This is a genomic window from Lysobacter yangpyeongensis, assembly GCF_042655745.1.
Lineage (GTDB): Bacteria > Pseudomonadota > Gammaproteobacteria > Xanthomonadales > Xanthomonadaceae > Agrilutibacter > Agrilutibacter yangpyeongensis.
Window position 1 is genome coordinate 18,962 of record NZ_JBHSNM010000008.1, and the last position, 13,935, is coordinate 32,896.

Here is a 13,935-nt window from a genome sequence, read left to right on the forward strand (position 1 = left end):
ATCGGATGGACAAGCCAACGACCACCCATCGCGGCGGCTGCCACTGCCGTCGCGTCCGTTTCGAGGTCGAGGCACCGGCCGCACTGGTCGCACTCGACTGCAATTGCTCCGTCTGCCGGATGACCGGCTTCCTGCACCTGATCGTGCCGGCCAGTCGCTTCCGTCTGGTGGCCGGCGCGGACGATCTCGCCGAATACCGCTTCAACACCGGCACGGCGCGGCACCTGTTCTGCCGGCATTGCGGCATCAAGAGTTTCTACGTGCCGCGCAGCCATCCCGACGGCGTCGACGTCAACGTGCGTTGCCTGGACGAGGGCACCGTGGCCGAACTGCGCATCGAGCCCTTCGACGACAACGACCGCGACGCCGCCACTGCCGCGATCGCGCATCTGTCGTCCGAGCCGCCCGCAGGGTGACGACTACTGCACCACGAAGGTTGCGGTGGCCTGCGTGGTTTCGCCCGAACTGGTGACGGTCGCCGTCAGCTGGTAGGGGCCGATCGAACTGGGGCCAGTGCCCGAAACGAACGACACGACCGCATCGCCGTCGGTATTGGTGGTGCCGGCGAGGATCACGTGGTTGACGCCGTTGGGCTTGAGCGCATCGAAATTCACGCGCGCGCCGGACACCGGCGCGCCGCCGCGGCTGACGTGCGCCGTCAGCGTCACCGTTTCGCCACGGATGTAGGCCGGCTTGCTGGAGACGACCGTCGCCGCGAGCGCCGCGTTGTCGTCGTTGGTGATCGTGCAGGTGGCGGCGCCGCCGGCCGCGAGCACCAGGCCGGTGCAGTTGGACAGGCTGGCGACGTAGCCGGCGGTCGCGGGTTCGGTGATGGTGTAGGTGCCGGCAGGCACGGTCAGCACGTTGGTGCCGTCAACCTCGAAGGCGACCGCCGCCGCACCGTTGACCGAGAAGCGGAAGTCCGCCGGGCCCAGGGTCCCGCCGTTGTCGTTCACCACGATCTTGGTGACCGTCAGCGTCGCCGGCAGCGCCGCCTGCTTCAACACGTCGAACGTGGCCAGCCCCTGCGCCGACATTCCGCCGCTGGTGGCGGTGGCCGTCAGCTGGTACGTGCCGAGCGAACTGGTGCCCGTGCCGGACACGAACGACACGCTGGCGTCGCCATTGGCATTGGTGGTGCCGGCGAGGATCACGTGGTTGATCCCGTTCGGCTTGAGCGCGTCGAAGTTCACGCGTGCGCCGGCCACCGGCGCGTCGCCGTTGACCACGTGCGCGAACATCGTCACCGTTTCGCCGGCGGCGTAGAGCGGCTTGCTGGTGCCGGCGGTGGCAACCAGGCCCGTCGTTGTCGGCAATGCCACGTCGTAGTTTGTGATCGTGCAGGTCGCGATGTCGCCGGCGGCGAGCACCAGGTTGCTGCAGTTGGCGTAGCTGGGCGTGTAGCCGGGCGCGGGTGTCTCCACGACCGTGTACGTGCCGGCGGCGAGATTCAGCACGTTGCCGCCTTCGATGAAGGCGATGGGGGCACCGCCGTTGACGGAGAAGCTGAAGTCCGACACCTCCTTGCTGCCGCCGTTCTCGTTCACCAGCATCTTGCGCACGGTCAGCGTCGCCGGCAGCGGCTTGAGCACCGCGAAGGTGGCCGTGGCCTGCGTCGAGCGCGAGCCGCTGGTGATGGTGGCCGACAACTGGTAGGTGCCGATCGAACTGGCGCCGGTGCCGGAAACGAACGAGGCGCTGGCGTTGCCGCTGCTGTCGGTGGTCGCGGTCGCGTAGACGTGGTTGACGCCGTTGGGCTTGAGCGCATCGAAGTTGACGCGCGCGCCGCCGACAGGGCTGCCCATGTAGGTCACGCGGGCGGTGAGCGTGACGGTTTCGCCGGGTAGATAGACGTCCTTGCTCGAACCGATGCTGGCGAAGAAGCCGGGGATGTCGTTGTTGGTGATGGTGCAGGTGGCGCTGCCGCCGGCGGCGAGCACGATGCCGTTGCAGCCCGACAGCGTCGCCGCGTAATCCGGACTGGCCGGTTCGGTGACGGTGTAGGTACCGGCGGGCAGGTTGACCACGTTGCTGCCGTCCGCTTCGAAGGGGATCGGCTCCCCGCCGTTGATCGAGAAGGAGAAGGCCGATGGCAGCTTGTTGCCGCCGTCGTTGTTCACCACCACCTTGTTCACTGTGAGGCGCGCGGGGTCGAGCGTGTTGATGCGCAGGATCGCCGCTTCCGACGGCACGCCGCGCGTATCGAACACGAACACCATGTAGTAGCCCGGCGGCGTCTCGAACGGGTTGGCCGGCAGGATCGCGCGCACCGAGTCGCCCGAGACCGAGAACGGCAGCTCGAGGAAGCGCTGGTCCATGTCGAAGGAATGCGTGACCGAACCGGTCTTCACCAGCGTCACGCGGGTGATGGATCCGGGATCGGGCGTGGACAGCGCGATGGTCTGGCCGGGATTCGCCGTCATCGGCGAAGCGGAGATGATCGGACGGGTCGCGGGCGCGCCGTTCGCATCGAACAGGTACTGCGGGTAATAGATCTCGGCGTTGAGGTTCAGCTGCGGTCCGATCGCGCCGCCGCCGAGCGTCAGCACGGTGGCGTCGGGCAGCAGCAGCGCGGTGGAGTGGTACAGGCGCATGCGCTGCGCCGTCGCGGCATCGCGCCAGGTATCGCCGATCGGGTCGTAGATCTCGGCGGTGTAATCGACGCCGTTGACCGGATCGTTGTCGGCCACGCTGCCGCCGGAGACGAACACGCGGCCGTCGGCCAGCATCGTGCTGTTGCCCCAGTGGCGGCGGTAGTGCGGCGAGGCCACCTGGCGCACCACCGGCCGCGCGGTGGTGATGTCGATGACGTGCGCGAGCGGGCTGGCGAAGTCGAGGTCGTAGCCGCCGCCCAGTTGCAGGATCTGGCCAGGGCGGAACATCACCGCGGTGGAGCTGGCGCCCATGTTGCCGCCGGTGTAGCGGCCCACCCGCGTGAGCACGCCGGTGCCGGCGGGATCGACGCGGTACATCTCCTCGTAGCGCGTGCCGAAGATGTTGCCGTCGAGCGCGACGAAGTTGCGCGGATACAAGCCCCCCAGGTAGGTGGTGGATGCGCCACTGAGCAGGCGGAAGCTGCCGGTGCCGGTACGCACTTCGGGGAAGTCCTCGCCGCCGGTGCCGCCCTGGATATACACCTCGCCATCGGGCAGGGTCGTGGCGGTCGCATACCAGCGCTTGCGGAACATCTTCCCCGTGCGCACCAGGTTGTTGTCGAGCGGATTGAAGCGGGCGGAATCGTCGTTGGGTTCGAGCCGCGCGCGGCCCTTCTCCAGGTTCACGACATCGCCGCCCCACATCTCGATGTTGCCGTCGGGCAGCAGCAGCTGCGCGTTGCAGAAGATGTCGACCTGCGTGGAGTTCGGCAGCGTGTTGTGCGATGCGCTGCCCAGGCCCAGCTGCGGGTCCCAGACGTCGTAGACGTAATAGCCGGTGCGCGCGCCCGTGGCGGTGCTGCCGTAGCTGAGCACGCGGCCGTCCGGCGTCAGCACCGCATGGATGCCGATCAGCGGCCAGTCGAACACCGGCGAGAACGTGCCTTTCACCGGATCGCCCTGCGCGGGCAGGGCGGTCAGCGCGCCGACGGGGCGCAGGGTCTGGAACGCCGCGACGGACGCGGCGTCGCCGCCCATCACGCGGTTCTGGTTGGCCTTCGTCTGCACCGCGGCCAGGATCGCCGGATCGCCACTGGCAGCGGCGACCGCGGCGGCGAAATCGCGCTCGCGCGGCGCGCTGGCGTTGCCGGCCACGTAGACGGCGGCCGCGGCCACGAGGGCACTCAGCACGAGCGCACTCAGGAACAGTGCCAATGCGGTCGTGGAACCACGACGTCCGGGGGAAGGTTGCGTCTTGCTCATTTCTGCCTCGGTCTGCGACCGTGTGTCGCGGACAATGCGATGCCGCTCCCCCAACGACTTCGTGAACGCAACCGGGCGGTGGCGGCGGACAGGCGCCGGGGCGCGTGGAGCCCGAGCCTTACAATGGGCGCCTGATGACCGCCTCTCCCGCCATCGCACCCGCGCAATTGCGCCTCTCCGTCGCCCCGATGATGGACTGGACGGATTCGCACTGCCGCGCTTTCCATCGCGCGCTCGCACCGCACGCGCGGCTCTACACCGAGATGGTGCACGCCAACGCGGTGATCCACGGCGACCGAAGCAAACTCCTTGCCATGCATGCGAGCGAACACCCGGTGGCGCTGCAGCTGGGCGGCAGCGAGCCGGCGCTGCTCGCGCAGGCCGCGTGTATCGGCGCCGAAGCCGGCTTCGACGAGATCAATCTCAATTGCGGCTGTCCGTCCGATCGCGTGCAGGCGGGCCGCTTCGGCGCGTGCCTGATGCGCGAGCCGGCGCTGGTGGCCGAAGGCGTCGCTGCGATGATCGCGGCCTGCGACGCGCCGGTGACGGTGAAATGCCGGCTCGGCGTCGACGATGATCACGACTGGGACCGCTTCGAGCATTTCATCGACAGCGTGGCCGCCGCGGGCTGCCGGACGTTCGTCGTGCACGCGCGCAACGCCTGGCTGCAGGGCCTGTCGCCGAAGGAAAACCGCGAAGTGCCGCCGCTGCGTTACGACTGGGCGTACCGGTTGAAGCGGGAGCGTCCGCAGTTGCAGGTGGTGGTCAATGGCGGCATCGCGTCGATGGACGAGGCCACGCAGCATCTGGACCATGCCGATGGCGCGATGCTCGGACGCGCCGCTTATCACGATCCGTACCTGCTGCACCGGCTCGACGTGGCCTGGTTCGGTGGCGAACTGCGCAGCCGTGCCGAGCTGCTGCGCGCCTGTCGCCCGTACGTCGAGGAGCAACTGGCCCGCGGCGTGTTCCTCAAGCACATCACGCGCCACGTGCTGGGGCTGTTCGCCGGCGAACGCGGCGGCCGCGCGTTCCGCCAGGTGCTGAGCGAAGGCGCGCACAGGCCGGGCGCCGACTGGTCGCTGGTCGAACAGGCGCTGGCGCTGACCGAGTCCTTCGCCGCGGTGGATGCCTGACGCATGCTGACGCGCGACACGCACGCCTTCCTCGCCTTCGCCCGCGCCTGCGGCGACGACTTCGGGCCGGCCACGGCGCGGGCCGCGTTCCTGGTGGCCCCCGACGGGTTCGCACTCGCCGAGCAGTCGGCGCAGGACAATCGCTACATGGCGCAGGCGGCGGCGTTCGACGCGACACGTGCGTCCATGCAGCATCGCGACCTGCACCGCGCGTTCTCGTCGGTGCTGCCGACGGTGTGCTTCGCCGGTCGCGCCGATACCCCCGATGCGCTGTTTCCCAACAACGTGTTCGCGACCGCGGCGGGTCGCTACATCGTCGGGCGCATGCGCCATGCCGTGCGCCAGCGCGAAGCCGCGCGTGAGGACATCCGCGGGTTCTTCGCCGGCGTGCTCGATTACGCCGAGATCGACCTGTCCACGCAGGAGCATCCCTGCGAGCTGACCGGCGCGCTGGTGATCGACCGCGCGCGAGGGCTCGGCTTCTGCGGGTTGTCGGAGCGTTGCGACGAAGCGGGCGCGCGTCTGATGCATGAGGCCTTCGGCCTGCGCGCGACCCTGCTGTTCGACCTCGCGCCTGGCGAGTACCACACCAACGTCGTGCTCGCGGTGCTCGCGGGCCGGGCGGCGATCGTGTGCCCGCGCGGCTTCGCCGATTCCGGCGTCGTCGAGGCGATCGCCGCGCTGTATTCGCCGCACGCGGTGCTGTGTTCGGAGGCCGAGCATCGCGGCTTCGTCGGCAATGCGATTGCGCTGACGCCGGACACGGTGTGGATGAGCGCCGCGGCCGCTCGCGCGCTGCAGCCCGCATCGCGCGAGCGCCTGCGCGCGGCGGGCTTCGCGGTTGCCGCCGTGGAGCTGGATGCCATCGAAGCCGCGGGTGGCTCACTGCGTTGCTGCGTGGGCGAGATCTTCTGAGTTGTTGCGCGAGCGCAGTGCGGCATTTGAACTGCGCCGCGCCGCGCGCTGAACCGCGACCATGATGTGAAGGAAAAGTTCAGACCGGATTCACTGCTTCGTTCCAAGAATGCACACTCGTCGTTTCGCCTGCGGGCACTGCTGCCCTTTCATGCCCATGCCCCGTACTGCTCCCCGTCTCGCTCCCTTGCTGCTGCTGGCCGCCACCCTCGTGGTGCCGGCGGGACAGGCGATGGCGCAAGGTCCGGGCGGTCTGCTGGACCGCAGCGGGGCCGGACGCGATGCGGGAGATCGTTTCGAGCGTGCCCAGCGCGACGAGTCCCGGCGCGACGAGCGACACGACCGCGGCGAGGATCACCGCGCCCTGTCGGACGCAGTGCGCCGGGTGGAGCGCCGCACCGGCGGCCGGATCCTCAGCGCCGAACGCGTGCCCTTCGACGGCCGCAACGTCAACCGGGTCAAGGTGGTGGACTCCCAGGGGCGCGTCCGGGTCTACATGGACGATCCGCAGGGGCAGGGCCCGCAGCGCGAGCAGCGGCCGCGCGATCGCGACGACGATTGAGTCGGTCGGCACGGCGTCGGGTTCGGGCTTCGTTCAAGAAGCTGAATCCAGATGGGGGTCCGGTCCCCCGTACACGTCCCGGCGACAACCTGAACGACTAACCTGAATGCACCCGGCCATGACGGCCGCACTGCTGAAGGAGTCCGCCATGCGCATTCTTCTGGTCGAGGACGAAGCCCCCCTGCGCGAGACCTTGGCCGCCCGCCTCAAGCGCGAAGGCTTTGCGGTCGATGCCGCCCAGGACGGCGAGGAAGGCCTGTACATGGGCCGCGAGGTGCCGTTCGACCTGGGCATCATCGACCTTGGCCTGCCCAAGATGTCCGGCATGGACCTGATCAAGGCCCTGCGCGAGGAAGGCAAGAAGTTTCCCGTCCTCATCCTCACCGCCCGCTCGAGCTGGCAGGACAAGGTCGAGGGCCTCAAGCAGGGCGCCGACGACTATCTGGTCAAGCCGTTCCATGTCGAGGAACTGCTGGCGCGCATCAACGCGCTGGTGCGCCGCGCCGCCGGCTGGAGCAAGCCGTCGCTGGAATGCGGACCGGTCACGCTCGATCTTGCCGCGCAGACGGTCAGCGTCAACGGCGCCAACGTTGATCTCACCAGCTACGAGTACAAGGTGCTCGAGTACCTGATGATGCATGCCGGGGAACTGGTCTCGAAGGCCGACCTCACCGAGCACATCTACCAGCAGGACTTCGACCGCGATTCCAACGTGCTCGAAGTCTTCATCGGGCGCCTGCGCAAGAAGCTCGATCCGGACGGTTCGCTCAAGCCGATCGAAACGGTACGCGGTCGCGGCTATCGCTTCGCCATTCCGCGCAGCGGCGACTGAGTGATCGGACGCATGCGCCCTGCACGGGCGCATGCGTTGCGCGAAGCGGGTTCAGGCAGTCCGTGCGTGCGAGAGTTGCGCTCCTTGCGCGTCCATGCCGACAAGCGACACTGCTTCCACGGCGGCCGGAACCGCGACGTACCCGTGAATCCGACGTTTCCCCCATGCCATCATTGGCCCGGCGAACAGTTCGCATGGCCCACGGACAGTAGCGATCGATGAACCGGCAGCATCTCTCGTCGATCCAGTTCCGCCAGTTGCTTGCGGCGACGCTCGGACTGGTCGCGTTCCTGGCGCTCGCCGGCTACGCGCTGGACCGGGCATTCCGGGAGACGGCGGAAACCAACTTCCGCGAGCGCCTGCGCAGCTACGCGCTCGCGTACGCCGCCGACACGGATTTCTCGCGCAGCGGCGACATCATCGAGCCCTACAACCCGCCCAGCCCCGACTTCAACCGGCCGGGCAGCGGCCTGTACGCGGAAATCCTGCTGCCCGCCGCGCACTGGGATTCCCGTTCGGCGCAAGGCCCGATCCTGCCCGAAGCCAGGATGCTGGCGCCCAACGAGGAGAAGTTCGAAGGCCCGCTGCCCATCACGCAGATCGGCGGCGAGCGCGGCGAGGTCTACCGCTACGGCCTCGGGCTGGTGTGGCCCGGCGGCACGCCCAGCGGCGACTTCCCGTACACCATCTACGCACTCGAGGACACCACGGCGCTGAGCCAGCAGGTCGCGGTGTTCCGCGAAGCGCTGTGGCGCTACCTCGGCGGCGCCGGACTGATCCTGTTGCTGCTGCAGTCGATCGTGCTGCGCTGGAGCCTGCGTCCGCTGCGCAACGTGATCAACGAGCTCAAGCGCGTGCAGCGCGGCGTGGCTTCGCGCATGAGCGAGCGGCATCCGCGCGAGCTCGAGCCGCTGACCGAAAGCATCAACGCCTTCATCGAGAGCGAGCGCGAGAACCTCGATCGCCAGCGCAACACGCTGGCCGACCTCGCGCACAGCCTGAAGACGCCGCTGGCGGTACTGCGCGCGCGCCTGGACCATCCGGGCACGGAAGCGGAACTGCGCGACGAGCTCGACGTGCAGCTGCGGCGCATGAATGACATGGTGTCGTACCAGCTCGCGCGCGCGGCGCGCTCGGGGCATCAGCTGTTCGCCGCGCCGATCGCGATCGAGCCGCATGCCGAGCAGATCGTGAAGGGCCTGGAGAAGGTGTACGCCAGCAAGGGCGTGCTGTGCGAATTCGACGTCGCACCGGGCGCGGTCTTCTTCGGCGAACCCGGCGACCTGCAGGAACTGCTGGGCAACCTGCTGGAGAACGCGTTCAAGTGGGCGCGCTCGCGCGTGCTGCTGACGGTGCAGCCCGGCGAGCAGGTCGCGAACCGGCGGCCCGGATTGCTGGTTGCGGTCGACGACGACGGCCCCGGCATTCCGCCCGAAAAGGTCGCGCTGATCCTGCAGCGCGGCGTGCGCGGCGACGAGCGCGTGCAGGGCCACGGCATCGGCCTGGCGATCGTGCAGGACCTGATGCGCAGCTATCGCGGCACGCTGGACGTACGGCAGTCGGAAGAGCTGGGTGGCGCGCGCTTCGAGGCGCGGCTGCCGCCGGGCCTGTGATGCGCGGCCCGTGATCGCCGCTCAGGCGAACGGCGAGGGGCCGTAGAACCGTTCCAGGTGTGCGGCCACCTTGGGCATTTCGGCGCGCAGCAGTTGCGGGTCGCTGAAGTGGTATTCGCTGGCGACCGCGAAGAATTCCTCGGGCGCCTCGGCGGCATAACCGTCGATGGCGGTGTCGCGGCCCGCGTCGACTTCCTGCGCCAGGGCGTCGTAGGCCGCCTGGAAGTCGCGCGCCCAGCCGCGTTGCCACGGCCCCGGCAGGGGCGGTGTGCCGTCGAGTTCGCCATCGAGCACGTCGATCTTGTGCGCCATCTCATGCACGGCCACGCAGAAACCGGCCCGCGGATCCTCGCAATCGGCCTGGACGTCCGCCCACGACAGGATCAGCGGGCCCATCTCCCAGGCTTCGCCGATGAGCTCGTCCTCCCACTCGTGCAGCACGCCGGCCGCATCGACGTGCGTGCGATTCACGCGGAAGGCGTCAGGGTAGACGATCAGTTGCGACCAGCCGCGCAGGCTGGCCTCGCCGAATTCGAGCAGGGGCAGGCAGCAGGCCGCGGCGAGCAGGCCGCGATCGCGTTCGTCGAGCACGAGGTCGCCGATCGGCGTGATGGTCTTTTCGTGCAGGAAGCGGGCGGCCAGCTGGGCGAGGCGCGCCTCGCGGGGCGAATCCAGGGCGCCCGCCCACGGCAGTGCCGCGCGGATGTCGCGCCAGAGTCCGGGTTCGATCGGTTGCGGAGAGCGCCCGAGGCGCAGCCAGCGCAGCAAGTTAGCGGAACATGCCCGGCAGGAAGCGGTGCCAGCGCGGCGAGGGCAGGCGCACGTCGTCGCCGCCGCCACCGGTGCTGGCAGCCGGCGCAGGGGCGGGCTTGGCCTTCTTCACCGGCAGCGCCATCGATGCCGGATCGCGATCGGGTGCGCGCGTGGCGGCGGTCTGGGTCCGCGTCGGGCAGCTGCCGTCGGCGTCGCTCAGCTTGGCTTCGCGTGCGGCGACGCCCGCACTGGCGAGGGCGATGAGCAGGCAGACGACGGTGCGGCGCATGGGAGTCCTCTCCCGGATCGCGGGAACCGGCGGACTATATCGCACTCCTCCAGCCGCCGGAGTTGCATTCGTCGGGCGGCTCGTGGTGCGCTGCAGCAGGCGACGCCGGCCCGCATAATCGCGGCATGGACGATCGCGCCCTGCTCGAACAACTGATCCGCGGCCCCGCCACCGGCGATGCCCTCGCCAAGGCCGCGGGGCAGACCCGCGCTGCGGTGTGGAAGCGGATCGAGGGCCTGCGCGAAGCCGGTGTCGGTATCGCGGCCCAGCCGGGACGGGGATACGCGCTCACCCAGCCGCTGGACCTGCTCGATCCGGCCGCCATGCGCGTCGCCTTGCCGGCGGCCGTGCTGGCGCGCATCGGCAGCCTGGACGTGCAGTGGTCGATCGATTCCACCAACAGCGAGCTGCTGCGCCGTCCCGCGCGCGCGGACGACCTGGCCGAGCTGCTGTTCGCGGAACGGCAGACCGGCGGTCGCGGTCGCCGCGGCCGCGTGTGGGCCTCGCCGCTGGCCGCGCATTTGTATTTCTCGGTGGCGCGAACGTTTGCCGGCGGCCTGGCGCGGCTGGGCGGGCTCAGCCTGGTCGCCGGTGTCGCCACGGTCGAGGCCCTGCGCGCGTTGGGATTCGCGACCGTCGGGCTGAAGTGGCCCAACGACGTGGTGCAGGTGGGGCCAGACGGGTTGCACAAGCTGGGTGGGCTGCTGGTCGAAGGGGCCGGCGAACATGCCGGGCCCGCGCGCGCCGTCATCGGCCTGGGGCTCAACGTGCGCATGCCCGCCGCGGTGGCCGCGCAGATCGACCAGCCCTGGTGCGATCTGGACGGACTGGCACGCGCGGGTGCGCAGTCGTCACCCGGTCGCAATGCGGTGGCTGCCGCGGTGCTGAGCCACCTGTTGCCGGCGCTGGACCTGTTCGACGCCGAAGGCCTCGCGCCTTTCCTGGCCCGCTATGCCGCGCTGGATGCGCTGGCGGGCGCAGCCGTGGTGCTGCATTCGGCGACCGCGACGCAGTCCGGCACGGCGCTGGGCGTGGCCGAGGACGGCGCCTTGCGCCTGCGTCTCGACGACGGCAGCGAACAACGCGTGCACGCCGGCGAAATCAGCGTCCGCCGGGCGGGCGGCGCATGAGCACCTGGCTGTTCGACCTCGGCAACACGCGACTCAAGTGCGCGCCGCTGATCGAGGGACGCATCGGCGAGGTCATCGCGCTATCGCACCGCGAAGGCGACCTGGCCAACGTGCTGGACCGGGCCCTGCCGGCGCGCATCGAGGTCGCCCACGTCGCCAGCGTCGCCGGCGAAGCACTGCGCGTCGCCCTGCTGCAGGCGCTGGCGCAACGCGCGCGCCGCATCTCGCTGGCGCGCACGCAGGCCGCGTTCGGCGCGCTGCGCATCGCCTACGCGCAACCGCACAAGCTCGGCGTCGACCGCTTCCTCGCCATGCTCGCTGCGCACGCACGGACCGGCGACGCGGTGCTGCTGTGCGGCGTCGGTACGGCGCTCACCATCGACCTGATCGATGCCTCGGGCTGCCATCTCGGCGGACGCATCGCGCCGTCGCCCACGCTGATGCGTGAGGCCTTGCACGCACGCGCCCCACAACTTGCCGAACGCGGCGGCGACTACACCGACTTCGCCGCGGATACCGAGGACGCACTGGCGTCGGGCTGCGAAGGCGCGGCGCTCGCGCTGATCCAGGCCAGCCGCGAGGTCGCGCAGCAGCGACTGGGACGGCCCGCGCAACTGCTCCTGCACGGTGGCGGCGTGGAGGAACTGACCGCGCGCCTGCCGGGTGCACAACAGGCGCACGCGCTCGTCCTCGAAGGTCTGGCGATCTGGGCCGCTGTCGATTCCATGGCGTAGAAGCTTGCCCCTAGAATCGACGCATGCTCGCCCGCGCGCTCATTGTCCTGCTTTCCGTGCTCAACCTCGGCGCCGCCGCGTGGTGGATCGCCCACGATCCGCCGCCTCCGCCGGCGGCGCCGCAGCTGCCACCGGGCGTCACGCGGCTGCAACTGGTGAGCGAGCATGCGGCGGCGCGTGGTCCGGCGCCGGTCGCGAGCACGGCCTCGAACGAAGCCACGCCCGCCGCGCCGCCCGCAAGCGTCGCCACTGTCGCGAACGCCGCGCCGCAGTGCTTCAGCTTCGGCCCCTTCGCGTCCGGCGCCGACGCGGCCGCGACGCGACTCAAGCCGCTGGTGCGCTCGGTGCGCGTGCGCGCGCAGGCACCGGCGGCACCGAATGGCTGGCGGGTGTACCTGCCGCCGCTGCCCTCGCTGGAGCAGGCGCAGGCGATCGCCACCCGCATCGGCGCCGCCGGCTTCAGCGATTTGCTGGTCGTGCGCGAAGGCGCGGAAGCGAATTCGATCGCGCTGGGCCTGTATCGCAGCGAGGAAGCGGCGAAGAAGCGCGCCGACGCCCTCAATGCCGCGGGTTTTGCCGCGCAGGCCGAGGCGGTGGGTGGGCCCGCCGTTGCGCCGGCCTGGCTGGATGTGGTGGCCGACGCTGCCTTCGATCCCCGCCGCGCGCAGGGGCTGATCGCCGCCGCGCAGTTCCGCAAGGCCGACTGCCCGGCACAGCGCTGACCGCGGGGACGGCGCGCCCGCTAGAATGCGACGCCGCGGCCCGCGCCGCGTTGCCGGCTTAGCTCAGTTGGTAGAGCAACCGCCTTGTAAGCGGTAGGTCGTCGGTTCGATTCCGACAGCCGGCACCAGTTTTGGCGGGATTGTTTCCGCAACAGCCGTGGGTCCCCTGCGGCGACCGCTCGCCCCGCCGCGCTTCCGTCCGCCGGCATCGCCATGCCTGCCCGGCTAGACTATGGGCTTCCCCGCGTTCGCAAGCAGGGAACCGGAAGCCGCCGGATTCGCCGCTCCGGGATCGACCCACCTCATTTCACGGTGCCGGCTCGGCCCTGCGACGCCGACCGCCGCCACATGGACCGCGTGCATGAGCCGAAGCTATCCCCCCGTGTCCCTGATCGGGGCTCCCACCGATATCGGCGCCGGCCATCTCGGCGCGCGCCTGGGGCCCGAAGCGCTGCGCATCGCCGGGCTGCCCCAGGCGCTGGCCGCGCGCGGCATCGACGTCGTCGATCGCGGCAACCTCGACGGTCCGCGCAATCCCTGGCAGCCGCCGAGCGACGGCTACCGGCACCTGCCCGAAGTCGCGACGTGGAACCGCGCGGTGATGGAGGCGGTGCTCGCCGAACTGCGCAATGGCCGCATGCCCATCCTGCTCGGTGGCGACCACTGCCTCGGCCTGGGTTCCATCACCGCGGTGGCGCGGCATTGCCGCGAGACCGGCAGGAAGCTGCGCGTGCTCTGGCTCGACGCGCACGCCGACTTCAACACCAGCGACGTCACCCCGTCCGGCAACATCCACGGCATGCCGGTCGCCTGCCTGTGCGGCCTGGGCCCGCGCGAACTCACCCACCTGGGCGGCTCCGCGCCGGCGATCGCGCCCGACGTGATCCGCCAGATCGGCATCCGCTCGGTCGACGAAGGCGAGAAGCGGCTGGTGAAGGAGCACGGCCTGGACGTCTACGACATGCGCTACATCGACGAGGTCGGCATGAAGCGCGCGATGGAGGAAGCACTCGATGGCCTCGACGATGACACGCACCTGCACGTGAGCTTCGACGTCGACTTCCTTGACCCCGGGATCGCGCCGGGCGTGGGCACGACGGTGCCGGGCGGCCCCGGCTATCGCGAGGCGCAGCTGGTGATGGAGATGATCGCCGACAGCGGCCGTCTGGCCTCGCTCGACATCATGGAACTCAATCCGGTGCTGGACACGCGCAACCGCACTGCCGAAGTCGCGGTCGATCTGGTGGAGAGCCTGTTCGGCAAATCCACGCTGATGCGCGACTGACGCGCTGAACGGCAACCGGCGCGGCAGCGCGCCGGGCCTTGCGCGCTTCACCTGCCCGTCACACCATGCGCCCGCGCGGCGTGCCGCCCTTTCGTAGCCCTTTTGTA

General features: G+C 70.0%; 11 protein-coding genes, 1 tRNA gene and 1 pseudogene. 11 read left to right on the forward strand and 2 right to left on the reverse strand.

Annotated elements, in window-relative coordinates; translation table 11 throughout:
- The first annotated feature begins 5 nt into the window (after positions 1 to 5).
- Positions 6 to 416: a GFA family protein gene (locus tag ACFPN1_RS15125; protein ID WP_386756023.1), complete on the forward strand. Its 411-nt coding sequence runs from the start codon at positions 6 to 8 to the stop codon at positions 414 to 416.
- 3 nt (positions 417 to 419) lie between these two features.
- Here ACFPN1_RS15125 and ACFPN1_RS15130 read toward each other — a convergent pair whose 3' ends face one another.
- Entirely contained in the window at positions 420 to 3,857 is a 3,438-nt protein-coding gene (locus ACFPN1_RS15130) for a galactose oxidase-like domain-containing protein (protein WP_386756024.1), read from the reverse strand.
- Positions 3,858 to 3,991: 134 nt separating this feature from the next.
- Here ACFPN1_RS15130 and dusA point away from each other — a divergent pair, with 134 nt between their 5' ends.
- The 5 genes from dusA to ACFPN1_RS15155 all read left to right on the forward strand — a co-directional run bounded on the left by dusA (position 3,992) and on the right by ACFPN1_RS15155 (position 8,915).
- The gene (gene dusA, locus ACFPN1_RS15135) at positions 3,992 to 4,993 is read left to right on the forward strand and encodes a tRNA dihydrouridine(20/20a) synthase DusA (protein WP_386756025.1); all 1,002 of its coding nucleotides are present in this window, start codon (positions 3,992 to 3,994) and stop codon (positions 4,991 to 4,993) included.
- 3 nt (positions 4,994 to 4,996) lie between these two features.
- Positions 4,997 to 5,908 (forward strand): arginine deiminase-related protein, encoded by a 912-nt coding sequence (locus ACFPN1_RS15140; protein WP_386756026.1) that lies wholly within the window; start codon positions 4,997 to 4,999, stop codon positions 5,906 to 5,908.
- Between the two features lie 157 nt (positions 5,909 to 6,065).
- Entirely contained in the window at positions 6,066 to 6,470 is a 405-nt protein-coding gene (locus ACFPN1_RS15145) for a PepSY domain-containing protein (protein WP_386756027.1), read from the forward strand.
- Between the two features lie 148 nt (positions 6,471 to 6,618).
- Positions 6,619 to 7,302, forward strand: coding sequence for a response regulator transcription factor (locus ACFPN1_RS15150; RefSeq protein ID WP_386756028.1), 684 nt, complete (start codon positions 6,619 to 6,621; stop codon positions 7,300 to 7,302).
- Between the two features lie 242 nt (positions 7,303 to 7,544).
- The gene (locus ACFPN1_RS15155) at positions 7,545 to 8,915 is read left to right on the forward strand and encodes an ATP-binding protein (RefSeq protein ID WP_386756109.1); all 1,371 of its coding nucleotides are present in this window, start codon (positions 7,545 to 7,547) and stop codon (positions 8,913 to 8,915) included.
- 21 nt (positions 8,916 to 8,936) lie between these two features.
- On the opposite strand, the pseudogene ACFPN1_RS15160 reads toward ACFPN1_RS15155, so the two are convergent.
- Positions 8,937 to 9,718: pseudogene (locus ACFPN1_RS15160) on the reverse strand (M90 family metallopeptidase).
- A 364-nt stretch (positions 9,719 to 10,082) separates the two neighbouring features.
- Here ACFPN1_RS15160 and birA point away from each other — a divergent pair.
- The 5 genes from birA to rocF all read left to right on the forward strand — a co-directional run bounded on the left by birA (position 10,083) and on the right by rocF (position 13,828).
- Positions 10,083 to 11,087: a bifunctional biotin--[acetyl-CoA-carboxylase] ligase/biotin operon repressor BirA gene (gene birA, locus ACFPN1_RS15165; RefSeq protein WP_386756029.1), complete on the forward strand. Its 1,005-nt coding sequence runs from the start codon at positions 10,083 to 10,085 to the stop codon at positions 11,085 to 11,087.
- The gene (locus tag ACFPN1_RS15170) at positions 11,084 to 11,821 is read left to right on the forward strand and encodes a type III pantothenate kinase (protein ID WP_386756030.1); all 738 of its coding nucleotides are present in this window, start codon (positions 11,084 to 11,086) and stop codon (positions 11,819 to 11,821) included. The genes birA and ACFPN1_RS15170 overlap by 4 nt, the downstream gene beginning before the upstream one ends.
- A gap of 23 nt (positions 11,822 to 11,844) precedes the next feature.
- Positions 11,845 to 12,543 (forward strand): SPOR domain-containing protein, encoded by a 699-nt coding sequence (locus ACFPN1_RS15175; RefSeq protein ID WP_386756031.1) that lies wholly within the window; start codon positions 11,845 to 11,847, stop codon positions 12,541 to 12,543.
- Positions 12,544 to 12,595: 52 nt separating this feature from the next.
- Positions 12,596 to 12,671 (forward strand) — tRNA-Thr (locus tag ACFPN1_RS15180).
- A gap of 233 nt (positions 12,672 to 12,904) precedes the next feature.
- Positions 12,905 to 13,828: an arginase gene (rocF, locus tag ACFPN1_RS15185; RefSeq protein ID WP_386756032.1), complete on the forward strand. Its 924-nt coding sequence runs from the start codon at positions 12,905 to 12,907 to the stop codon at positions 13,826 to 13,828.
- The last annotated feature ends 107 nt before the right edge of the window (positions 13,829 to 13,935 follow it).